Genomic DNA, 22,707 nt, shown 5'->3' on the forward strand with positions numbered 1-22,707 from the left:
AGCGCCTGCCGCGCCCGCCCTTTTTATTTGTCACTTTTATTGTCCAGCCCCAGTAACGCCCGCGCCGCTTCGCGCTCATGCTTCTGCACGGCAAAGTCGTCAAAATTGTGCTTTGAAACGCGAATAATATGTTCGCTGATAAATTTCGCGCCTTCGCGTGCGCCCGTTTCGCCCTCTTTCAGGCAGCATTCCCACTCAAGCGTCGCCCAACCCGGGTAGTCGTATTGCGCAAGCTTGCTGAAGATCCCTTTGAAATTGACGTGTCCGTCCCCCAATGAGCGAAAACGTCCCGGCCGTTGCGGCCAGTTCTGGTAACCGCCATAGACGCCGCTCTGGGCTGAGGGGTTAAACTCCTCATCTTTAACGTGAAAAGCGCGAATACGCGAGTGCCAGCTATCGATAAAGCCAAGGTAATCCATATGCTGCAACAGCATGTGGCTTGGGTCGTAAAGAATGTTGCAGCGTGGGTGATGGTTCACCAGCTCAAGAAAGCGGCCAAAGGTCACCCCATCGTGCAGGTCTTCACCCGGATGCAGTTCAAAGCAGAGATCGACGCCCGCCTCGTCAAAGCTATCTAGGATGGGCCGCCAGCGCGCCGCCAGCTCGGCGAACGCCTCTTCAAACATCACTTCATTGTGCGGCGGCCAAGGATAAAAGAAAGGCCAGGCGAGCGATCCGGAAAAGGTAGCGTGCGCTTTTAACCCAAGGTTTTGCGAGGCTTTGGCCGCTTTTTTCAGCACGCTGACCGCCCATTGCTGGCGCGCATGGCTGTCCAGCCGCAGCGAAGAAGGGGCAAAGCCGGTAAACGCGCGCTCATAGGCCGGGTGGACCGCCACCAGTTGTCCCTGCAAATGCGTGGAAAGCTCGCTTATCTGCACGCCCAGATTGCGTAACGTTTCGCGAACCTGCGCGCAATAGTCCACGCTTTCCGCCGCCTTGTTCAAATCGAAGATATGCGGCAGATGAGTGGGCAATTGCACCGCTTTATAGCCCAACCCCGCCGCCCAGGCGGCCATGCTCTCCAGCGCGTTAAAGGGCGGCCGTTCGCTAATGAACTGGGAGAGAAAAATTGAGGGTCCCTGCAGCGTTTTCATCTTCCTGCCTCCTGTTGCGCTATGCGTGAGGCTTAAGAATAGCCTGGCGTCGCGCGGCAGGCTGAAGGGCAACCTATAAATTTCGTTAACCTGTTGTTTTGCTGACGCTGTGACATTTTACAACGTATTTGTTGTTTTAAATTAAATTCATTGCCGTTTATGCCGATAACGCTCTTAACGCCAGCACGGCGCTGGCGGCGTTTCCGTGTACTCTCCCCGGTAAGGACCTTACATGTCAGTCAGACGTTTTTCGTTTATTGTGTTTAGCGCGTTAATCATTATTTTTCTTGCCAGTACCCTATCCAACCTTCATTCACTTATTCGCAGCAACCAGTCGCTCGACAGCGTGAACAAAGAGATTCGGGTAGTGCTTTCCGTCATCGACCCAATCAACCACAGCCGCACGCTGCGCGTGCGCGCTATGGAAGCAATGCGTAGCCAGGCGGTGGGCGAGTCGCAACAGGCCCGGCAATCTTTAGAAAGTGCACGGGAGGTTTTGGGTAAAGCCGACGGCGCTTTTAACAAATATCTCTCTGCGCCTAAGCAAGCTGGCGAAGCGACGCTCGTAGAGAGTTATCGCCGCAACTGGCAGACTTACCGCGATCAGGGGCTGCGTCCGCTGCTGGACGCGGTGGCGCGCAACGACAACACGAGCTACGTTCAGCTGGTGACCAACACGTTGCCGCAGCTGGACCGCCAGTTTGAGGTCTCCCTCGACCAGCTTCTGGCGTTCCGTGAAGATTATGCCCATAAACAGAATGAAGACGTGCAGGCGAGCTTCGTTACCGGCCTGATGCTGATAGGCTTCTTCTCGCTGTTGTTCCTCGGGCTGATCGCCGTGATTTTTGCCTTGCTGAAGCGCCGCGTGCTGAAGCCGCTGGATGCCGCCCGCGCCCACTGCCTCGAAATGGCGGCAGGCGATCTGCATACCCCGGTGCTCTCGAAGACCAAAGATGAAATCGGCGAAATGCTGCGCGCGCTGGAAAACATGCGCCTGTCGCTGACGCAGATAATCGGCCAGGTGCGCGAATCGAGCCAGACCGTGGCGTTCGCCTCCGAAGAGATTGCGGCGGGCAACACCGATCTTTCCGCACGCACCGAGGAGCAGGCCGCTTCCCTTGGCGAAACGGCGGCCAGCATGGAGCAGTTAACCGCAACCGTGAAGCAGACCTCAAGCAACGCCCACGAAGCGAACAGCCTCGCCGGCACCATGCGCAACGCAGCGCAGGAAGGTAACGCCATTGTCGAAGAGGTTATCTCCTCAATGGGCAAAATCGAATCCAGCGCCGGTAAGATTGAAAACATCATCGGCATTATCGAAGACATCGCCTTCCAGACCAACATTCTGGCGCTTAACGCCGCGGTGGAAGCGGCGCGCGCGGGCGAGCAGGGTCGCGGTTTCGCCGTTGTGGCAAGCGAAGTGCGCAACCTTGCCCAGCGCTCGTCGGTCGCGGCGAAGGAGATTAAAGAGCTTATCGAGCTGTCGGGCGAACAGGTAAACCAGGGCAGCACGCTGGTAAGCCGCGCTGGCGAGAGCATGAAAGGCATCATTAATTCCATTAAGCATGTTTCAGAGCTGATGTCGGAAATTGCCCTTTCTACCAGCGAGCAGAGCCGCGGTATTGAGCAGATTAACCTGGCGGTAGCGCAGATGGATTCGGTCACGCAGCAAAACGCCGCGCTGGTGGAAGAAGCTTCCGCCGCCGCGCATTCCCTTAAGGAGCAGTCGCAACTGCTGAACACGTCGGTCGCGGTGTTTAAGCTTTAACAACCCAGGCGGACAGGCTTGGCCTGTCCGCACCTCCCCACCAGATTTCAGGGGCTTACCTCGCCTTTCCTCACGTTGTTGCCATGCTATGATGCCCTTTCCCGCCGCGAAAGGAGCCACCATGACCCTTCAGAAATTGCGCGTTTCTGACGCCACCCATTTCAACAGCCATGAGCTTGCGACGATCCTCAACCGCTGCTTTGAAGGCTATCTTGTCCCGTTTACGCTGGATGGCGAGATGTTCGCCTCGCGCTTCGCCGCTGAATCGCTTTCGCTTGCCGATAGCCGCATCTGGTTTGAGGGCGAAACGCCCATTGCGCTGGCGCTGATTACGCGTCGCGGCTGGCGCTCCCGCCTGGCAGTGTTCGCTATTTGTCCGCAATGGCGCGGCAACGGCTACGGCAAGGCGATGATGCAGAGCCTGCTTGCTGAGGCGCGTGCGCGCGGCGATAACGAGATGATTGTCGAGGTTATCAAGGGCAACGATCCGGCGCAGCGGCTTTATGAAAGCGTGGGCTTTACCAGGGAATATCGTCTGCGGTCTTTCACAAGCGTTGGCGCGGCTGAACAAACGGCAAGCCTTACGCTACAGCCGTTCGACCCGGAAAGGGTCGCCGGAATGATGATGGGGGAGCCGCACGCCCTGCCCTGGCTTATTCATCCGCTGACCGCGCTGGCGCTACCCGGCGTAGGCGTGGCGCTGGAGGATAACGCGTTCGCCATTGTGAATACGCTTTTCAAAGAGCCGCAGCTGCGGGCATTGTATGTTACGCCTGAGGCGCGCGGTCAGGGCTATGCTTCGCGCCTGCTGGCGCAGCTTGCCGCCGCTTTTCCTGGCATTATCGCCCCCTGCGCGGTGCCGGACGAGCTCAGCGGCCTGTTTGAGCGCAACGGCTGGCGCGAGCAAAATATCCAGCAGTATCAGCTGCGCCAGACCTTGTAGCCTGCGTTGTCATCGGCTGGAACTGGCGGGTGGCGCTGCGCTACCCGCCCTCTAGCGCCGGGCTTAAGCCGGCTGAGAAAATACGATCACAACGGCTTATCGAGCTTAATCACCCACAGATCGTTTTCTGATTGCGGTTTTTCCAGCGGTTTGATGCCGATGCGGGTGGCCACGCTTTTGCCGTCGAGCGTCAGGTGGCCTTTACCGTCAACCTGGTAATCATCGGCCTCCTGCTTGTCGCCTTGCGGTTTTTCAAGCGTAGCCTGCAGGCCGAAGTCGTTGTCATTAATCACCGCGATGGTGTGCTTATCGACAATCGTCAACCCTTCCGCCTTTTCTTGCTGCCAGCCGAGCTTGCGCAAATCCACCAGCAGCGATTTACTCGCAAGCGTAATGCCGCGCGCGTTGAGGCTGCTGGCGTCGTTAAACTCCGGCGGCTGTTCTTTATCGAAGCGGCTGAGGTCAGTCGCGTCGCGTAAATCCACGACGTAAACCAGATTGCGCATGGCGTTGTTTTTATCGCCGCCCTGCTCAATCAACAGCAAACGGTGGTTATCCAGCGCCACGATATCGCCGATTTTGGCGTCTTTCGCTTTTTTGTAGCGGTCGATATCAATCGGATAACCGTACATCGCCGTTTTACCGCTCGCCGGGTCGAAGCTCACCAGCCGGGTAAAACGCGCGCTGTTTTTGGTTTTACCGTCGATATCCAGCGTGCTCTGCACCGCCGCGATGATGCGGCCATCGGGCATACGCGTCAGCCCCTCGAAACCGCGGTTGGGCTGGCGCCATTTGACGATGTTCGGCAGGCCGCCCGCGACAGCCTGTTCACCCTGTTCCGCCTGCGGCCCATGCTTTTCAAGGATCTTGCCGTTAGCGTCGACATGAATGATAAACGGCCCATATTCGTCGCACAGCCAGTAGCCGCCCTTGCCATCCGGGGTAATACCCTCGGTATCAAGACCCCGGCGGTCGCCTGGCAGCGGTTGCAGCGCGTCGTTAAGCGCAAGCTCGTTAGTGGCGCCAATCAGCCCTTCAGGCAGCGGCAGACCCGTGATATTCCCTTGCGCGTCGTGCAGCGGTTTTGCCGCTACCGCCTCTGCTTTATCGCCGCTCACGCGCAGAGTCATCAACTGCGGCGCGTAACCGGGGCTTGCGAAAATTTTTGATTCACGCTTACCGGCTTTCGGCGAATCGGCGTTCGGGCCGCGGTCGGTGACGGTCGCGAAAACCAGCGTGTCGCCCTCTTTACGCAGAAACTGCAGGCCAGAGCCGACGCCAACAGGCAGCCCATCCGGGAAAGCGCTGGCGTAGTCGCCCTGGTAAGCCACGCGATCGCCCTGCGGGAAAGTGACAACGTAACGATGCACGTCCGGCTCGGCGGCCCTGGCGGTTATCGAAAAAAGTGAAGCAAGCAGGAGAGCAAGAGGTTTATTTTTCATCAGCATAGCGTCCATTTTAAAGATGCCCCTGTTATAAAGAGCCGCTGTGACAGATTAATGACAACGGGCCTGCCGATGCTGCCAGACCAGGCATACGCTAAGGGTGAGGTTAAGGATGAATGCGTATTTAAAAGTATGTTGTAACTAATTAAAGGTGGCCTGCCGCAGACCCGGCAGGCGGCAGAAGAGATTCAGGCGGAGAGTTTGCCGGTCTGGGCGACTTCATCCAGCCGCTGTTTCATTTCCTCCAGCGCGCGCAGCAGATTCTGGTCCGCCTCGGTGGCGGTTTCCCCTTTGCCGGTGACGGTGAAGTGGTAAGTTTGCTCGCGGCAGGTGGCGGTATAGACATATTCCCCTTCCGGCTGTTGCTTTTTATCGATCGACAGTGACATACATCCTCCTTTAAGTCGTGTTTACTCAAAGGGTAGAGTATTTTTTTGCATTACGATGCCGGCATGCGGCGCGCAAGGATAAAACAACGCGTCGGTGCGATCGCCTTCAACGTCCTGAAGGCGTTAAGGAATAGCGGAAAGCTCCGCCAGGCGGAAATGGTCTGGTTTGACAATACGCGTATGGCAGCGCGCGTTGATAAGCCACTCCTGCTTCGGTTGCAGGTTAAAGACTATATCGGTGCTGTACCCTACCACCATGCCGTTTTTTAGTAGGTTGAACGCGACATAAACCTGGCGCAGCGGATGGTTGGTCAGGTTTTTGACCAGTCCCTCAATGCGCATATGCCCTTTGACTGTTTTTACAAAATGGAGATCGGATATCAAAATCCGCTTATCACCAGCACGGGCAATGCCCCAGGAGAAGGTAAGCGCAAGCAGGATAAGGAATAACAGAGGTTTCATCGCAACTCAAAGAAGATAGTGCGCCATAGCCAGCGAGGCTGACAGGCGCGTCGTGACTAACATAGTTAGCATCCTAACCGATTAACTGCATGGCTTTTAACCTGTTATGTCGTTAAAAGGTAAGCAGATGTGTAGATGATGCGCGTTGCGCCTTCTGACAGTCTGCGGCGCTAAGCATAAAATTTGCACCGCCGCTTAAAAAATAATCGAAGCGATAACGGCGGCAGAAAATAATATTATCGCCTCTTTTTCTTTTTCGTTTCGTTATTACATACTGAAAAGTGAGCCATTATAGAATTGGCTGTTTCAACGCTTTTGAATAATACTTTTTATAATGATCCCTTTCCTCTTTATCCCCACCCACTGATGAAGGAGGAATTGATGCAGTCTGTTGAACAACAAAGCATTATGTTATCTGGTAATTTTGATTTTCTGGCACGCAGTTTTGCTCAAATGTGCGTTCACGGTAGGCAGTTCGATATAGATACCATCACAGGAAATATGGATAGCGACAGTAGAGTATGGTTCGTTAAACGTTATCAGTTCTACCTCAGCTATTTAGCAAGTCAGCATTAAGGGAATAAAGCTCAGCCGGGTAGCGTAAGCTACCCGGTTTCGTTTATCGCCCCTGGTCACTTTTCATGGTTGATGAATAACCCGCTCTGACGTTTATTTTTTACTGTTGCTGTCTCGCCATGAATATTTCGCTTAAAAAAAAGACAATGCGCAGAGAACGCAGCGTGCCAGGGCCGAGGCGTATTTTAACCACATGTATTACCACACAAAATGTTAAACCTGTCGCCTTGAGAACCTTCACACCTTTATCTACATTTTTGCTCCGTGACGTTGGTCACAGGTAACGAATGATGCCTTGCATCGCCTCTGAAGGTGCCTGGATTTCTACCTTCAGAGGTTTCTTTTTCCAGCGCCTGCCGCCAACAATGAAACAGGTTAATTTTTCACCGCGCCACCGGTTCGGTAAAAAGCTGTGTCTGAGCGACACGCGCGCTGTTCTCTACTTTCGGCGTATTGACAGACTCACCGCTTATTTTTTAAACCATTAAGAACCTACTCTTCGCAGCGGCAAAAAAAATTGGTTTAAAAAATCAACATAATAAAACAGGGCGCGCCGCAAAATGCCATGAATGCATTATTTCCTTTGCTGCTTGTTTCTGATAGCCCATTTTAATCTCTGCGATAACGCGCAAAAATCATTTACTTTTTTAACAGGGTGATGGCGTTAGCGACTATATTATTATTGAACAGTACATCGTTTATTCGAGGCGGCTATGTTCCTTAACTATTTTGCGCTGGGTGTACTTATTTTTGTTTTCCTGATTATTTTTTACGGGATTATTATCCTGCACGATATCCCCTATCTGATTGCAAAATCACGCAACCATCCGCACGCCGATGCTATTCATGTGGCAGGCTGGGTAAGTTTATTTACGCTTCACGTAATCTGGCCCTTTTTGTGGATTTGGGCGACCTTATACCGCCCGGAGCGTGGCTGGGGCATGCAGCAAAAAGATGAAGCTGAGCTTGCGCAGTTGCAGCAACGGGTACAGGAGCTGGAGCGTAAGCTTGGCCATATTACACCACCGCCGCAGGAGTAAGAGATGGACTTGCTCATCATTCTCACTTATGTCGCCATCGCCTGGTCGATTTTTAAGATTTTCAAAATACCGGTAAATAAATGGACCGTGCCGACAGCGGCGCTCGGCGGCGTGTTTTTAATTGGCGCGCTTATTTTATTGATGAACTATAACCACCCTTATACTTACCTTGCTCAGAAAGCCGTGATCTCGGTGCCGATAACGCCGCAGGTTACGGGCGTCGTCACGAAGGTGACGGATAAACAGAATAAGCTGATAAAAAAAGGCGAAATGCTTTTTGAGCTTGATAAAGGCCGATATCAGGCCCGGGTGGAAAGATTACAGGCCGACCTGGTCACAGCAATACACAATATTCGCGCCCTGAAAGGACAATTAGATGAAGCTATCGCCAACACGTCGCGCATTACGGCGGAGCGAGATCGTTTATATAAAGATTACCAGCGCTATGTCAGGGGCAGTCAGGCGAGAGTGAATCCTTTCTCAGAAAGCGATATTGATAACGCGCGCCAAAATTATCTGGCGCAAGAGGCGCTGGTAAAAGCTTCCGTTGCCGAACAGGCGCAAATTCAGAGCCAGCTTGAGAGCACGCTCAACGGCGAACAGTCGCAGATTGTAAGCCTGCGGGCGCAACTGGCGGAGGCCACCTATAACCTCAACCAAACGGTGGTTCGCGCGCCTGGCGACGGCTATGTTACGCAGGTGTTAATTCGCCCGGGCACCTATGCCGCCGCCCTGCCGCTGCGTCCGGTGATGGTTTTCATACCCGAGCAAAAGCGGCAAATTATCGCGCAGTTCCGGCAAAACTCGCTGTTGCGTTTGCAGGCGGGCGATGAAGCGGAAGTGGTTTTTACCGCCCTGCCAGGTCAGGTCTTTGCAGGAAAACTGATTGAAATCCTTCCCGTGGTGCCCGGCGGCGCTTACCAGGCGCAGGGCACGTTGCAATCGCTCACCCTGCAACCCGGCAGCGATGGCGTGCTGGCGGTGATTGAGCTTGCACCTGATGCGGAGGTGGATGCCCTGCCGGATGGCATTTTCGCCCAGGTGGCTATCTATTCTCAGCATTTCACGCATGTGTCCGTCATGCGTAAAGTCCTGCTGCGAATGACCAGCTGGATGCACTATTTGTATCTTGATCATTAATATCCATCATTCATTCCTGCCATTCACAGGTAGTATTTACATTAAGGTTATTCTGGCGCGGGTGAAACAATGACGGTTCATGATCGGATAAATAACTAGCCTGCTAATAAAGGCGAGTCCCATAACGGGATTCGCCTTAAGCTTAATTTAATATTCAACCGTTAGTTGGCGGGAAATGCGCCCACGTCGGCGACCATTTCATCAATCGCGCTTTTTACATCGGCTTCAGTGATTTGCGTAGTGCTATTGGAAACCGAGCGGCCATAGCCTTTTCTTACCACTTTTAATACCGGCTTGTTTGTTGAAACGTCAATTGCTTCCGCCTCAATAAACAGCAATGCGTTTTGCGAACGCTTACCCGTTAACGCCATGGTGCCGGCGACCACAGCCGTGACAGGCAATACTTCATAAAATCTTACGTCTTTATTTTCTGCCGAAACGGCAGTGATGGCCGTTTTAAATATCAGCCCTCCCGGCTGGGGCTGCGGGACGAGCTGCAGGCGAGAGCCGACGGCGGTTTTCAAACGCTGCTCGGTATAGGAACGAATCTGCTCAAGCGTCTGGGCGCTAACCCGGCTGTCAGGCGTTGCGGCGGGATAATAAACAACGGGCGCGAAATAAACGCTTTGATAATTGCTGACGCGAAAATCGGGTGAAATCCAGCGCAAGACCTCGTGTCCTGAAGGCGTTTTCGCCGGTTTTAAGTCAGAATAATTTTGCAGGAATCCGGAGTACTGATTAGTTTCCGCAACCTTTGATGAGCAGCCTGCGAGCGCGCAGGTCAGTAATATTGCGCCCAGCCTTAGCGATAACTTCGTGGTGACGACCATGGTGCCTCCGAGTGATATTATTGCCGCGTTTATTTCACGTTGAAATTATAAAAGATGCATAAAAAACCAGAGGCCGACAATGGAAATATTTTTAAGAAACAGCGTGACAGTTCACAAACAACATTAACGATGTTGTCTTAATGACAAGGCGCTGGCTTACGCCGCGCGACGTTATTCTTACACGCGGCGTAACCCCTTTTTAAAAAGGACTCATGGGCAAATTAATGCTTTATCATCACATGCCTTACGACCGTGTAGTCCTCAAGCCCGTACATCGACATATCCTTGCCGTAGCCGGAGTGCTTCTGTCCGCCGTGCGGCATTTCGCTGACCAGCATAAAGTGCGTGTTGACCCAGGTGCAGCCGTACTGCAATCGCGCGCTTAAGCGGTGAGCGCGGCCTACGTCTTGCGTCCAGACAGAGGAAGCCAGTCCGTATTGCGAATCGTTCGCCCAGGCGAGCGCCTGCGCTTCGTCGTCAAACGGCGTCACGCTGACTACCGGGCCGAAAACTTCGCGCTGCACAATGGCGTCTTCCTGTTTCGCGCCGGCGATAACCGTCGGTTTAAAGAAATAACCCGGACCGTCGAGCTTCTCGCCGCCGGTCACCACCTTAACGTGGGGCAAGGCTTTGGCTTCGTTGACCGCCTTGCTTACGCGCTCCAGATGCGCCAGCGAACTGAGCGGGCCGAGTTCGGTGGTTTCCTCTTCCGGCGCGCCCTGCTTCAGGCTCGCCACCGCCGCGCCCAGTTTTTCCACCAGCTGCTCGTAAATGCCCTTTTGCGCGTAAATGCGACAGGCCGCCGTACAGTCCTGCCCGGCGTTATAGAAACCGAAGGTACGAATGCCCTCCACCACGGCGTCGAGATCCGCGTCGTCAAACACCAGCACCGGCGCTTTGCCGCCAAGCTCCATATGGGTGCGCTTAACGCCCGAGGCGGTGTGGCGGATGATGTGCTCGCCGGTGGCTATCGAGCCGGTCAGCGAAACCATGCGCACTTTCTCATGCCCGGTGAGCGGGTCGCCTACCGTCTGGCCGCGGCCAAACAGCACGTTGAGCACCCCTGGCGGCAGAATCTCTTTTGCAAGCTCCCCGAGCTTGAGCGCGGTAAGCGGCGTGATTTCAGAAGGTTTGATAACCACGCAGTTGCCCGCCGCCAGCGCCGGCGCCAGCTTCCAGGCCGCCATCATTAGCGGGTAGTTCCAGGGCGCGATGGACGCCACCACGCCTACCGGATCGCGGCGGATCATCGACGTGTGGCCGCTCAGGTATTCGCCCGCAGCAAGGCCGCTCAGGCAGCGCGCCGCGCCCGCAAAGAAGCGAAACACATCCACCACCGCCGGGATTTCGTCGTTAATGACGCAGTGCAGCGGCTTGCCGCAGTTTTGCGATTCAAGCTTCGCGAACGTTTCCGCGTTTTGCTCAATGGCGTCCGCAAGTTTGAGCAGCGCTTCGGCGCGTTCTTTCGGCGTGGTTTGCCCCCACTGCTCAAAGGCGGCGTCGGCGGCGTTAACCGCCTCGTCCACCTGCGCAGGCGTCGCTTCGGCAATCTCCAGCAGCACTTCGCCGGTTGCCGGGTTGTAAACGGGCAGCTTCTCCCCTTCGCCGCTCAGGAGTTTCCCGTTAATCAGTAGTTGATTCTGCATAGCGTTTTCCTTTGAACGAAAAGTTATTTACCGCCGCCGGCGACCATTTCGCCGTCGCGGGTCAGCCACCAGGCTGCCAGAATGGGGATCATTGTCACCAGCATAACCAACAGCGCCACCACGTTAGTCACCGGCACGTCGCGCGGTCGGCCAAGCTGGTTGAGCAACCAGAGCGGCAACGTGCGTTCATGCCCGGCGGTGAAAGTGGTGACGATAATCTCATCGAACGACAGCGCGAAAGCCAGCATGCCGCCCGCCAGCAGCGCCGTACTGAGGTTCGGCAGGATCACATGCCGGAAGGTTTGCCAGCCATCGGCCCCGAGATCCATCGAGGCTTCGACCAGGCTGTAGGCAGTGCGGCGAAAACGCGCAATCACGTTGTTAAACACGACCACCACGCAGAAGGTGGCGTGACCGACCACAATTGTCAGGAACCCTGGTTCAAAGTTTAGCGTTTTAAACGCCGTCAGCAGGGCGATGCCGGTAATTATCCCCGGCAGGGCGATAGGCAACAGAAGCAGCAACGAGATGGCGTTTTTACCAAAAAATTCCCGCCGCCAGAGCGCCGCCGCCGCAAGCGTGCCCAGCACCAGCGCAAGCGCGGTGGCAAGCGCCGCCACCTTCACGGAGAGCATTACCGCGTCGAGAATATCGGACCGCCCTGCCGCCACGCTGAACCAGTGCAGGGTGAAGCCTTTCGGCGGGAAGCTAAACGCGGCGTCTTCGGTGTTAAAGGCATAAAGCGCGATAATCACCAGCGGAAAGTGCAGAAAAATTACTCCGCCCCAGGCGGCGATTTTCAAAAACAGCGGCGGGCGTTCAGAGTGCATCGAAGGCTCCCAGGCGCTTCACAAACGCCAGATAAACGGCGATTAACACAATCGGCACGAGGGTAAAGGCCGCCGCCATCGGCATGTTGCCAATCGCCCCCTGCTGGGAATAGACCATATTGCCGATGAAGAACCCCGGCGGTCCCACCAGCTGCGGCACGATAAAGTCGCCCAGCGTCAGCGAGAAGGTGAAGATTGAACCCGCCGCCACGCCGGGGATGGAGAGCGGCAAAATGACATGACGGAAGGTCTGCGCCGGACGCGCGCCGAGATCCGCCGAGGCTTGCAGCAGCGAAGGCGGCAGCCGTTCAAGCGCCGCCTGAATTGGCAGGATCATAAACGGCAGCCAGATGTAGACGAAGACCAGAAAGCGCCCAAGGCCCGACGTAGAAAGGGTGTTGCCGCCGATGCCGGGTATGCCGAGCACGGCGTTAAGCGCCCCTTCCAGCCCCAGATGCTGTAAAAACCACTGCGCCACGCCGTCCCGCGCCAGCAGCAGCGTCCACGCGTAGGCCTTAACGATATAGCTCGCCCACATCGGCAGCATGACGGCGATATAAAAAAACGCTTTCATCTTGCCGCTGGTATAGCGCGCCATGTACCAGGCCATGGGATAGGCAAGAATGGCGCTGGCTATCGTCACCGCAATCGCCATCGTCAGGGTACGCAGGATGATGTCGTAGTTGGAGGGAATAAACAGCGCCTGCAGGTTGGCGAGCGTTAAGTCCGGCGTCACCGACATGGTGAAGTCGTCAAAGGTGTAAAACCCCTGCCAGAGCAGCGTCAGCAGCGACCCGAGATAGATAATGCCGAACCAGAGCAGCGGCGGCAGCAGCAGTAAAAACAACCACAGCGTCGGGCGCTGCCAGAGCAGCGTCGTGACGCGGCGCAGCACCCCTTCGCGAGACGTCGCGGGCATGACGGTCATCTCCATCTTACCCCTCCCCGCGCAGCGGGATCATCGCCTCGCGCGCCCAGGAGGCGGTCACTTGCTGGCCGATGCGAAAGTCCCCTTCGCTCAAGGCGCTGTGCAGGTTCGCCTGGCTTACCAGCAGTTTCTCGCCACTTGCAAGACGCAGCTCAAGCCGGGTAGCCGCGCCCTGATACTGGATCTCCTGCACGGTGCCGTTTACCTGAATCTCCCCGGCGTCGTTAAGCCGGATATGCTCCGGGCGCAGCGAAAACGCGCCCTCTGTACCGCACAGGCGCTGCACCAGCCCGTCGTCAAGCACGTTGGCGGTGCCGACAAACCCCGCCACGAACGGCGTGCGCGGGCGCATGTAAAGCGCGCGAGGGGAATCGACCTGCTCAATGCGGCCGTTATTAAAGACCGCCACGCGGTCCGACATCGACAGCGCTTCGCCCTGATCGTGGGTGACGAAAATAAAGGTGATGCCAAGCTCGCGCTGCAGTTTTTTCAGCTCGACCTGCATCTGCTCGCGAAGTTTTAAATCCAGCGCGCCGAGGGGTTCGTCCAGCAGCAGCACGCGCGGCTGGTTCACCAGCGCCCGGGCGATGGCCACGCGCTGGCGCTGGCCGCCGGAGAGCTGCGACGGTTTGCGCGAATGGGTGAAGCCGAGCGCCACCCGCTCCAGCGCCTCCTGCGCCTGGGCAAGCCGCGTTTTTTTCGCCACCCCTTTCACCATCAGCCCGTAGGCGACGTTTTCCAGCACCGACATGTGCGGAAAGAGCGCGTAATCCTGAAACACCGTGTTGACGTCGCGCTCCCAGGGAGGCAGCTCGCTCGCTTCGCGACCAAAAATGCGGATAGCGCCGCAAGAGAGTTGTTCAAAGCCTGCGATAAGCCGCAGGCAGGTGGTTTTGCCGGAGCCGGAAGGCCCCAGCATGGAGAAAAACTCGCCGTCTTTTATCTGGATGGTGACGCCGTCCACGGCGCGCACCTCGCCATACAGCCGGGAGACGTTATCAAACTCAACTGCGTACGACATAAAAAACTCCCGGGTTAACGGCCGCCCATAATGGCGATGTAGTCCTGCGTCCAGCGGCTGTAGGGTACGAATTTTCCGCCCTGAGCGACCGGCGTTTTCCAGAAGACGATTTTGTCGAAGAAGCCCATGCCGTTAGTCTCGCACCCTTTATCCCCAAGCAGCGTGCTGGCTTTGCACCCCTCCACCACGGCGGGCAGCGAGCCAAACCAGGCGGCGACATCCCCCTGCACTTTCGGCGTTAACGACCAGTTCATCCATTTATAGGCGCAGTTGGGGTGTTTAGCCTCGGCGTGCAGCATGGTGGTATCCGCCCAGCCGGTCACCCCTTCTTTCGGGAACACGGTGGCAATGGGCTGGCCTTCGTTTTTCAGCGCGTTCGCCTGATAGGGCCAGGCGCTGGAGGCCACCACCCCTTCGTTTTTAAAATCACTCATCTGTACCGTGGTGTCGTGCCAGTAACGGTGGATGAGCTGATGCTGATCGCGCAGCACTTTGAGCACCGCGTTGTATTGCGCTTCGGTGAGCTGGTAGGGGTCGGTAATGCCCAGATCAGGCTGTTTCGCCTTGAGATAAAGCGCGGCGTCGGCGATATAAATCGGCCCGTCGTAAGCCTGCACGCGTCCCTGATTGGTTTTGCCGTCCGGTAAATTCTGTTTTTCGAAAATCACCGCCCAGCTGTCCGGCGGCTGCGGGAAGGTTTTGGTGTTATACATCAGCAGGTTCGGCCCCCACTGGTAAGGGGTGCCGTAAACCTTGCCGCCCACGTTAAACCAGTCGCCTTTCACCAGACGCGGATCGACGTTTTTCCAGTTCGGGATAAGCGCGGTGTTAATGGGCTGCACGCGTTTGCCCATAATGAGGCGCAGCGAGGCGTCGCCGGAGGCGGTCACCAGGTCATAGCCTCCTTTCGCCATCAGGCTGACCATCTCATCTGAGGTGGCGGCGGTTTTTACGTTTACCTTGCAGCCGGTCTCTTTCTCAAAGCCGGTGACCCAGTCGTAATTTTTATCCGTCTGCCCGCTTTCGATGTAGCCCGGCCAGGCGATGATATCGAGGCGGCCCTCGCCCTGGCCGATTTCTTTGGGAGGTTCTGCGGCCTGGGCGGTGAGCACGGTCAGGCACAGCGCAGAGAGCGTGCTAAGCGCGAAAGATTTGCTCATGGTTCTCTTACTCCTGTCTGAATTAATTAGCCGGCCGCCTTGCCGTAAAAATATCTCCCGAAATAAACATATACGTAGCGAAGAGGTTTCTCTCGCTGGGTGTAAAGATTTTGTTAAGGATGTGACAAGCCGCGCACTCTTTGTTCTCTACGAAGAAAGTTGCAGAAATAAGTGGGCGCTTTTTCAGAGTGTAGACAGTGGGTTAGCTTTGTGAAGCCTTTTTAGAAAACTATCAGAATTCCCTATGACCGGGTTAACAAGCCGCGTAAAAAAAATAATAAAACGGCTCTCAACCCTTATTTTTTAATTATTTCCTCAGCAGGAATAACCTCTTCATGAAATGAGAAAACCCGGCCATGACGGATTAATAATGACCGGGTTTATTTAATAAAGGGCGTCAGGCGCTAAGCGGCGTGCGCGCTGATATCGCCTGGCGAATAAGCTCGGCGAGCCGGATAGCCGCCTGCTCTTCCCGCTCGCCCCAGGCCCATGACGTATTGAAGCGAAAGAAATTGTGCCAGGTATCGCTGGTAGAGAACATGCGTCCCGGCGCGATGCTTATCTGGTGGCGCAGCGCCTGCTCTCCCAGTTCGCCGGCGTCCAGCCCGGGGGGAAGCTCAATCCAGAGAAAATAGCCGCTTTCACTGCGGTGAATGCGCACCTCGGCGGGCAGATGGCGGCGCAGCGCCTGCCAGGCCTGCTGCTTGCGCTCGGCGAGCTGGCGGCGCAGGCGGCGAAGATGCGCGTCGTAGCGCCGGGTGGCGAGGTAATCCACCAGCGCCATCTGCATCGGCGAGCTGGTGGAAAGCGTGCTCATCAGTTGAAGCTGCTGAATTCGCCTGGCGTGCCTGCCCGCCGCCACCCAGCCGATGCGAAACCCCGCCACCAGACATTTCGAGAACGACGAGCAGTGCAGCGTTATCCCCTGCTCATCCCAGGCGCGGGCGGGCAGCGGCTTGTCGCGTCCGTAGTAAAGCTCGCTGTAAACGTCGTCTTCGATCAGCGCCACATTGTGCTGCGAAAGCAGCGCCACCAGCTTTTGCTTTTTTTCCGGGCTTAAGGTGAAACCGAGCGGGTTTTGCGCGTTGGTCATCAACCAGCACGCTTTTACCGGGTAGTCGTTCAGCGCCTGGGCCAGCGCGTCAAGGTCGATGCCCTCTTCTGCATCGGTCGCCACCGACAGCGCCTTGAGACGCAGCCGCTCCAGCGCCTGCAATGCGCCGTAAAAACAGGGGTTCTCGACAATGACCCAGTCGCCCGGCTCCGTCACGGCCTGAAGGCTCAGGTTGAGCGCTTCAAGCGCGCCTGCGGTAATCACTATCTCTTCCGGCGAAACATTCACCCCCTGCTGGGCGTAGCGGCGGGCGATAGCGTGACGCAGCGCCTCGTTGCCCGGCGGCAGGTTTTCGATAACGCTCATGGCGTTGGCGTATTTACTGACATTCGCCAGCGACCGGTTGAGCTGGGCGAGCGGAAAGAGACGCGGGTCCGGAAAAGCGGAGCCAAAAGGCACCACCGAGGCATCGGTGCTCGCCTGCAAGACATCGAAGATATAGGTGTTGATATCCACCTGCTCGTCACGGCGTATCTGCTCGGGCGGCTGCGGCACGCGGGCCTGGGGCTGCGGCGCGACATAGTAGCCCGACTGCGGCCGGGCGACGATGACGCCCTGGCTTTCCAGCATCTGGTAAGCGTGGCTTACCGTCATCAGGCTCATGCCGCTGCTGGCGACCTGTTCGCGCAGGGAGGGCAGCCTGTCTCCCGGGTGCCAGACGCCGAGGGCTATCTGGTCGATTATCTGCTGCACCAGCCGTTGATACTTTTTCATGCTCACCTCCCTGCGACGGGAGCCAGTGGTAACAAAGAGTTAACGAGTATAAAGCAACTGCCTGCCGCTTGGTTAGATCAGCTGCGTAAAATCGCAACTTTTTAATTAACTGTTATAGTCAAATAGCGCCATTCTGTTTCTGCAAGTTTCTGCTGCCCCTGAGTACCCTTTGTCGCAGACAACGTTATGTCATGAGGTGTGCATGTTTGGTTTAGACGCGTTTATCCTGGCAAGGATTCAGTTCGCCTTTACTGTCTCTTTCCATATTATTTTCCCCGCCATTACCATCGGGCTCGCCAGCTATCTGGCGGTGCTGGAGGGCTTATGGCTCAAAACGAATAACCCGGTATGGCGTTCGCTTTACCATTTTTGGGTCAAGATCTTCGCCGTAAACTTCGGGATGGGCGTGGTCTCCGGGCTGGTGATGGCTTATCAGTTTGGTACTAACTGGAGCGGCTTCTCGCAATTCGCCGGCAGTATTACCGGCCCGCTGCTGACTTACGAGGTGCTGACCGCCTTCTTCCTCGAGGCGGGCTTTCTGGGTGTCATGCTGTTTGGCTGGAACAAAGTGGGGCCGGGGCTTCACTTTCTCGCCACCTGCATGGTGGCGCTCGGCACGCTGATGTCGACCTTCTGGATCCTCTCCTCCAACAGCTGGATGCATACGCCGCAGGGCTATGAGATCCATAACGGCCAGGTGGTGCCGGTGAACTGGTTCGAGGTGGTCTTTAACCCCTCTTTCCCCTTCCGCCTGCTGCATATGTCGATAGCGGCTTTCCTTAGCAGCGCGCTGTTTGTTGGCGCGTCCGCCGCCTGGCATCTGCTGCACGGCAACAACACGCCGGCGATCCGCAGAATGTTTTCCATGGCGCTGTGGATGGCGCTTATCGTCGCCCCTATACAGGCGTTCGTCGGCGATATGCACGGCCTGAATACGCTTAAGTATCAGCCAGTAAAAATCGCCGCCATTGAGGGACACTGGGAAAACCCGCCGGGCGAAGCGACGCCGCTGCTGCTCTTCGGCCTGCCTGATATGGAAGAGGAGCGCACGAAATACGGTCTGGAGATCCCCAAACTCGGCAGCCTCATCCTGACCCACAGCCTGGACCAGCAGGTGCCGGCGCTGAAAGATTTCCCGAAAGAGGAGCGGCCTAACTCCACCATCATTTTCTGGTCGTTCCGCATTATGGTCGGCATGGGGCTGCTGATGATTCTGATGGGCGTGCTGAGCCTGTGGCTGCGTCATAAAGGCACGCTTTACCGCTCAAGGCCTTTTCATCACTTCGCCCTGTGGATGGGACCCGCCGGGCTGGTGGCGATACTGGCGGGCTGGGTGACCACCGAGGTGGGCCGTCAGCCCTGGGTGGTCTACGGCCTGCTGCGCACGCGGGACGCCGTCTCCGGCCACAGCGATTTGCAGATGAGCCTGAGCCTGTTGACCTTTATCGTGGTCTATTCGGCGGTCTTCGGGGTGGGATACTACTACATGGTGCGGCTGATTAAGAAAGGCCCGGAGCCTGTGGATCACCTGCCCTCTTCCACAACCGGTACACCGGCGCGCCCGCTCTCTGCGGCTGGCGAATCTCTGGAACAGGAGAAACCGTAATGGGTATCGATCTCTCTTTAATCTGGTTTGTGATAATCGTTTTCTCCACGCTGATGTATATCGTGATGGACGGGTTTGATCTGGGCATCGGCATTCTGTTTCCTTTTGTGCGCGACCCGCACGACCGCGACGTAATGGTAAACACCGTGGCGCCGGTCTGGGATGGCAACGAAACCTGGCTGGTGCTGGGCGGCGCGGGGCTGTTTGGTGCTTTCCCGCTGGCCTACGCGGTGATTATCGACGCCCTGACCATCCCGCTGACGCTGATGCTGATTGGCCTGATCTTCCGCGGCGTAGCGTTTGAATTTCGCTTTAAAGCGGTCGCCGCGCACCGCGCCTTCTGGGACAAATCGTTCGTTTGCGGTTCGATTCTCGCCACCTTCTGCCAGGGCATCGTGGTGGGCGCGGTGCTGAACGGTTTTTCCGTGACGGGCCGACGCTTTAGCGGCGGCGCGCTTGACTGGCTGACGCCGTTTAACCTCTTTTGCGGGGTCGGTCTGGTGGTGGCCTATGCGCTGCTGGGCGCAAGCTGGCTGGTAATGAAAAGCGAAGATCCGCTGTTAAGCCGCATGCGCAGCGTGGCGAAAACGCTGCTGCTGGCGCTGCTGGTAGTGCTGGCCATCATCAGCGCCTGGACGCCGTTCGCGCATGCCGCCGTGGCGCAGCGCTGGTTCTCCTTGCCGAACCTCTACTTCCTGCTGCCGGTGCCGGTGCTGGTGGTGCTGTTCAGCCTTGGGCTCTGGCGCCGCCTGAGCAACCCCACCAGCCATACGCTGCCGTTCGTGCTGACGCTGGGGCTGATTTTCTTAGGGTTTAGCGGGCTTGGCATCAGCATCTGGCCGAATATTATTCCGCCTGATATTACCCTTTGGGAAGCCGCCGCGCCGCCGGCAAGCCAGGGCTTTATGCTGGTGGGCGCGCTGCTGATCCTGCCGGTTATCCTGATGTATACCTTCTGGAGCTATTACGTGTTTCGCGGCAAAGTGCAGCACGGGGAGGGTTACCATTGATGGCTTCGTCAACGCCTTTATGGAAACGCCTGCTGTGGATGGCGGCAATCTGGGCCGCCAGCGTGCTGGCGCTCACGGCGGTTTCGATGGTATTCCGCATGCTGATGACGGCGGCGGGGTTGAAAACACATTAATGCGAAGGGGGCCAGGCCCCCTTCATCTTGTTAAGAGGGCCAATGACGCGCGGTTATCTCAGGGAAAGAGCACGCTTGAAGCGACAGCCGCGCTCGTAACAGGGGGATTGCGCGTCGCCTTCAGCAGCTTCTGGTAGTCGTTGATTATCACAGGCGAAGCCAGCAATGCATAATAATAGGCACAGGCCCAGTTAGGGTAAAATTCAGGGTTTTCATCAAGCGACAAGCCTGCTATTAGCCGTTGCGTATTGTACTGACGCTGGCAATGCTCTTGCACGCTGAAGTGCATTTTTTTACTGTTCGCCTGCTCTATCATATCGAGTAACTCACGCTCTTGCTTTTGGCAGTAGGCCACCATATAAGCCGGGATATCCAGGGCGGTAATATGGCGCTTTATCCTCTCTTTTAATTTATCTGTCACCGCGCCACTAATGTTAATCGAGGGTGTGTAGGCGATAGCATCGCTATTGGCCCTCATCTCAATTTTAAAACCTAACCGGGATAACTCGTCGACAAACTTGGGGTGAATAAAGAAGCAGCCCTTATCGGGCAGCATATAATAGCGATTGCTTTTCTTGCTGGCGCACTGCTGACACTGCGGCACCAGATTATCCGGATAAAGCGCAAATTCCGGCCAGTGTGACTCAGGAACAAAATGGTCCAGGGTATTTGGTCTGACAGGGTTGCCACAGTATGGGCACTCCCTCATTTTGTTTTTATTGCGTAAATCATAAAATATGGCTTTAAGCTTAGCGGGCGGCCACTTATAAAAATCCATTAATAGTTTTTTCTCGGCGGTGAACTCGCCGTTAGCCTGGAGATAGATACTTTTCGCCGGTTGCTTATCGAAGTTATCTATTATTCCCTTGTAGTCGCCATAACGCGTGAGTAACTGCTGCTCAATAGCCTTGAGCTTTGCGCGTTCCTCTTTATCTGATTCAATCGCCAGCGTTAACCAGTCGCTGCCGCTACTTGTGCGCAGTTCAGTGAGATTCTTCATCGTTATTTTTCAGTTTCCACGGTGTGTCGCTGCGTTTAGATAATAAATAGAGTTGGCCTGAAGATCCCACCTCTTGATAAAGTTCCGCAATCGCTTCGTCCAGCGAACCGTAGGCGGCTACCTTTTTATCAATCTCGTCTTCAAACGGCTTTTTCTGGTAATAGTCGTTGAACGCCTCGCCAATAATCTTTTCCAGCGACGCGGCAAAGGTTTCGCTTTGCGGTTTCACGGCGCGGGTCGCGGACTTATCATCCTCTTCTTTTTGCCCCTGCTGCAATATCGTTACCCTGTCGCTGTGCGTTTCCCGTACCATCAGCGCGGAATGCGTGGCAATCAGCGCGTAAGAGCGCGTTTCGCTCAGCAACGACTTGAGCATATTGATGAGCCCGATCTCAAGCTCAGGATGCAGGTAAAGCTCTGGCTCATCCAGCACCACCAGCGTTTCGTCAACGATTTCCGCAATCAGCGGCGGGATGAGGTAAGTGTAAATACGTTGCCCTGCGCTGAGTTTAATCGCTTCGCCGTTGCGTAAAAAAATTAACCCGGCCGTCAGATCTATTTTTGAAAAATCGATATTCTCTTGATGAACAGAAACCAGACTCTCTTCGGCAGAGATAAACGCGATATCGTCAAATTTCAGCGCAAGGCCAAGTGTGTCGGTAAGGAGTGTGAAGCGCGAGGGTCGATTCCAGCGTTTATTAACGGCGTCGTAGTCAAGAATCGTTTTTAGCGCTGCCGCCGCTTGCTGCATCGGCCAGGTTTTATCAAACTGCCCCTGCGGATTTTTAAAGCCGATGTACGTATAGGAGTCCAGCATCTCTTTCTGGCGTTTGAGTTTATCCTCATTGGAATCCTGCACATCGCCGGCAGCATTATCTTTTAAGTCAATATACTGCTGTTGCGTATAAAACTCCTCGAAAGGGCTGTATGCCGCCACCACCACCTTCAGAAATTTTCCTTTTACTTCAGGCGTGGGCTTTAGTCCCGTCGCGCTATCAATGACTTCCTGCAAGATACGGGTTTTACCCAGGCCGTTTTTGCCAATCAGCACATTAATATTGCTGCGGTTAATGCTGAAGTTTCTGGCAAAAACGAATTCAATACAGTCAAACGACGCAGGTAAATGCATCCCGCTTAATGTTATATCCGCGGGGCCGCTATCGATACCCTGCGCGATATCCATCCCTTTTTCCAGCAGCGCCTCAGCGGTGGTGGTATTGCGCATGAGCGCTAATTCGTAACCATTCCACTGTTGCCAGCCCTGAATTCCTCTCTCTTTTAAAAAGCTGGCGTCGCAGAGCGATTGCAGAACCTGCGTCGCAGAAATAGCGTAATGCGTTCTCAGGTAATTAATGTTTTTATAAAAATCGATTTTTGTGCCAAGCGAGACTACGTTGTCTGACGACATAAGCGACGTGATATTCCAGACTGAATCCGCCTGCACGCGACCGCTGCGAAAATACTCTGCGGTAACGGGATTATCCCTGTGCAGTATTTTCGTCATGCCCACCCGCTCCTGGTACGCCTGCTTTTTGTAATAGAGCCCAAACAGCACTTCATGACCAAAATCGTTCCAGGGTCTGGCGTAGCCGGAGATAGCGTTATCTGGCACAAGGTATAAACCATCCTCTTGCGCCAGCGTTGTTTTTTCAGAAAAGAAAATGTTCAGCTTTGCCACGGTAGCGACCCCAGTTTTGTTTTGCCAAAGCCTACTGCAGATGCCCCGTTACAACAACTTACCGATTCAAGTGGGAAAATAAGCGTAAGAACAACGTTTTCACCTGATGCAGCCAGGGTCTCTCGCCTTGCCCCTCTCCCACCCCCTCCGCTATCCTTTCCACTCTTTTTTACAACGGA

Annotated in this window: 21 protein-coding genes; 8 read left to right on the forward strand and 13 right to left on the reverse strand. The window is 55.6% G+C overall.

All coding sequences use genetic code 11. From position 1 onward, the window contains the following. Positions 1–23: 23 nt before the first annotated feature. Positions 24–1,094, reverse strand: coding sequence for a sugar phosphate isomerase/epimerase family protein (locus IEX01_RS07105; RefSeq protein ID WP_188723550.1), 1,071 nt, complete (start codon positions 1,092–1,094; stop codon positions 24–26). Between the two features lie 232 nt (positions 1,095–1,326). On the opposite strand from IEX01_RS07105, the gene IEX01_RS07110 reads away from it, so the two are divergent. After that, positions 1,327–2,862, forward strand: a complete 1,536-nt coding sequence (locus IEX01_RS07110) for a methyl-accepting chemotaxis protein (protein WP_024557551.1) — start codon at positions 1,327–1,329, stop codon at positions 2,860–2,862. 121 nt (positions 2,863–2,983) lie between these two features. Next, positions 2,984–3,805, forward strand: coding sequence for a GNAT family N-acetyltransferase (locus IEX01_RS07115; protein ID WP_188723551.1), 822 nt, complete (start codon positions 2,984–2,986; stop codon positions 3,803–3,805). A gap of 86 nt (positions 3,806–3,891) precedes the next feature. On the opposite strand, the gene IEX01_RS07120 is transcribed toward IEX01_RS07115, so the two are convergent. From IEX01_RS07120 to IEX01_RS07130, 3 genes are all read right to left on the reverse strand, one after another. Then, positions 3,892–5,247: an esterase-like activity of phytase family protein gene (locus tag IEX01_RS07120; RefSeq protein ID WP_188723552.1), complete on the reverse strand. Its 1,356-nt coding sequence runs from the start codon at positions 5,245–5,247 to the stop codon at positions 3,892–3,894. 191 nt (positions 5,248–5,438) lie between these two features. Continuing rightward, a complete protein-coding gene (locus tag IEX01_RS07125; protein ID WP_188723553.1) occupies positions 5,439–5,639 on the reverse strand; it encodes a hypothetical protein in 201 nt (66 codons plus the stop codon). A gap of 123 nt (positions 5,640–5,762) precedes the next feature. Beyond that, the gene (locus IEX01_RS07130; protein ID WP_188723554.1) at positions 5,763–6,101 is read right to left on the reverse strand and encodes an FxLYD domain-containing protein; all 339 of its coding nucleotides are present in this window, start codon (positions 6,099–6,101) and stop codon (positions 5,763–5,765) included. 381 nt (positions 6,102–6,482) lie between these two features. Between IEX01_RS07130 and IEX01_RS07135 the strand changes: the two genes are divergently transcribed. The 3 genes from IEX01_RS07135 to IEX01_RS07145 all read left to right on the forward strand — a co-directional run bounded on the left by IEX01_RS07135 (position 6,483) and on the right by IEX01_RS07145 (position 8,857). Beyond that, positions 6,483–6,677 (forward strand): hypothetical protein, encoded by a 195-nt coding sequence (locus IEX01_RS07135; protein WP_024557546.1) that lies wholly within the window; start codon positions 6,483–6,485, stop codon positions 6,675–6,677. Between the two features lie 713 nt (positions 6,678–7,390). Continuing rightward, a complete protein-coding gene (locus IEX01_RS07140; RefSeq protein WP_024557544.1) occupies positions 7,391–7,717 on the forward strand; it encodes a DUF3302 domain-containing protein in 327 nt (108 codons plus the stop codon). A 3-nt stretch (positions 7,718–7,720) separates the two neighbouring features. Further along, positions 7,721–8,857 carry an HlyD family secretion protein gene (locus tag IEX01_RS07145; protein ID WP_188723555.1) on the forward strand — a complete coding sequence of 379 codons (1,137 nt, stop codon included), beginning with the start codon at positions 7,721–7,723 and terminating at the stop codon, positions 8,855–8,857. Between the two features lie 161 nt (positions 8,858–9,018). Here the strand turns inward: IEX01_RS07145 and IEX01_RS07150 are convergent, their stop codons facing one another. From IEX01_RS07150 to IEX01_RS07180, 7 genes are all read right to left on the reverse strand, one after another. Next, positions 9,019–9,687, reverse strand: a complete 669-nt coding sequence (locus IEX01_RS07150) for a DUF3313 domain-containing protein (protein WP_024557542.1) — start codon at positions 9,685–9,687, stop codon at positions 9,019–9,021. Between the two features lie 221 nt (positions 9,688–9,908). Then, positions 9,909–11,333, reverse strand: coding sequence for an aminobutyraldehyde dehydrogenase (patD, locus tag IEX01_RS07155; protein ID WP_188723556.1), 1,425 nt, complete (start codon positions 11,331–11,333; stop codon positions 9,909–9,911). Between the two features lie 23 nt (positions 11,334–11,356). Continuing rightward, on the reverse strand, positions 11,357–12,163 hold the full coding sequence (locus IEX01_RS07160) for an ABC transporter permease (RefSeq protein ID WP_188723557.1): 807 nt from the start codon (positions 12,161–12,163) through the stop codon (positions 11,357–11,359). Beyond that, positions 12,153–13,097, reverse strand: a complete 945-nt coding sequence (locus IEX01_RS07165) for an ABC transporter permease (protein WP_024557539.1) — start codon at positions 13,095–13,097, stop codon at positions 12,153–12,155. Before IEX01_RS07165 ends, IEX01_RS07160 begins: the two co-directional genes overlap by 11 nt. A 1-nt stretch (position 13,098) precedes the next feature. Continuing rightward, positions 13,099–14,112: an ABC transporter ATP-binding protein gene (locus IEX01_RS07170; protein ID WP_048887518.1), complete on the reverse strand. Its 1,014-nt coding sequence runs from the start codon at positions 14,110–14,112 to the stop codon at positions 13,099–13,101. A 14-nt stretch (positions 14,113–14,126) separates the two neighbouring features. Continuing rightward, positions 14,127–15,272 carry a putative ABC transporter substrate-binding protein YdcS gene (gene ydcS, locus IEX01_RS07175; RefSeq protein ID WP_024557537.1) on the reverse strand — a complete coding sequence of 382 codons (1,146 nt, stop codon included), beginning with the start codon at positions 15,270–15,272 and terminating at the stop codon, positions 14,127–14,129. A 397-nt stretch (positions 15,273–15,669) separates the two neighbouring features. Continuing rightward, positions 15,670–17,100 carry an aminotransferase-like domain-containing protein gene (locus IEX01_RS07180; protein WP_024560778.1) on the reverse strand — a complete coding sequence of 477 codons (1,431 nt, stop codon included), beginning with the start codon at positions 17,098–17,100 and terminating at the stop codon, positions 15,670–15,672. Between the two features lie 202 nt (positions 17,101–17,302). On the opposite strand from IEX01_RS07180, the gene IEX01_RS07185 reads away from it, so the two are divergent. From IEX01_RS07185 to IEX01_RS07195, 3 genes are read left to right on the forward strand one after another with little or no spacing between them, the layout of a single operon-like run. Next, positions 17,303–18,706, forward strand: a complete 1,404-nt coding sequence (locus IEX01_RS07185) for a cytochrome ubiquinol oxidase subunit I (protein ID WP_024557535.1) — start codon at positions 17,303–17,305, stop codon at positions 18,704–18,706. Next, positions 18,706–19,716, forward strand: coding sequence for a cytochrome d ubiquinol oxidase subunit II (cydB, locus tag IEX01_RS07190; protein ID WP_024557534.1), 1,011 nt, complete (start codon positions 18,706–18,708; stop codon positions 19,714–19,716). Before IEX01_RS07185 ends, cydB begins: the two co-directional genes overlap by 1 nt. Further along, positions 19,716–19,850 carry a DUF2474 domain-containing protein gene (locus tag IEX01_RS07195; RefSeq protein ID WP_071788478.1) on the forward strand — a complete coding sequence of 45 codons (135 nt, stop codon included), beginning with the start codon at positions 19,716–19,718 and terminating at the stop codon, positions 19,848–19,850. The genes cydB and IEX01_RS07195 overlap by 1 nt, the downstream gene beginning before the upstream one ends. Positions 19,851–19,908: 58 nt before the next feature. Here the strand turns inward: IEX01_RS07195 and IEX01_RS07200 are convergent, their stop codons facing one another. Both IEX01_RS07200 and IEX01_RS07205 read right to left on the reverse strand, forming a co-directional pair. Next, positions 19,909–20,850 (reverse strand): HNH endonuclease signature motif containing protein, encoded by a 942-nt coding sequence (locus tag IEX01_RS07200; protein ID WP_188723558.1) that lies wholly within the window; start codon positions 20,848–20,850, stop codon positions 19,909–19,911. Next, the gene (locus IEX01_RS07205; RefSeq protein WP_188723559.1) at positions 20,834–22,528 is read right to left on the reverse strand and encodes an ATP-binding protein; all 1,695 of its coding nucleotides are present in this window, start codon (positions 22,526–22,528) and stop codon (positions 20,834–20,836) included. The genes IEX01_RS07200 and IEX01_RS07205 overlap by 17 nt, the downstream gene beginning before the upstream one ends. Positions 22,529–22,707 lie beyond the last annotated feature (179 nt).

Source organism: Franconibacter daqui (genome assembly GCF_014644275.1).
In the GTDB taxonomy this organism is placed as follows: domain Bacteria; phylum Pseudomonadota; class Gammaproteobacteria; order Enterobacterales; family Enterobacteriaceae; genus Franconibacter; species Franconibacter pulveris.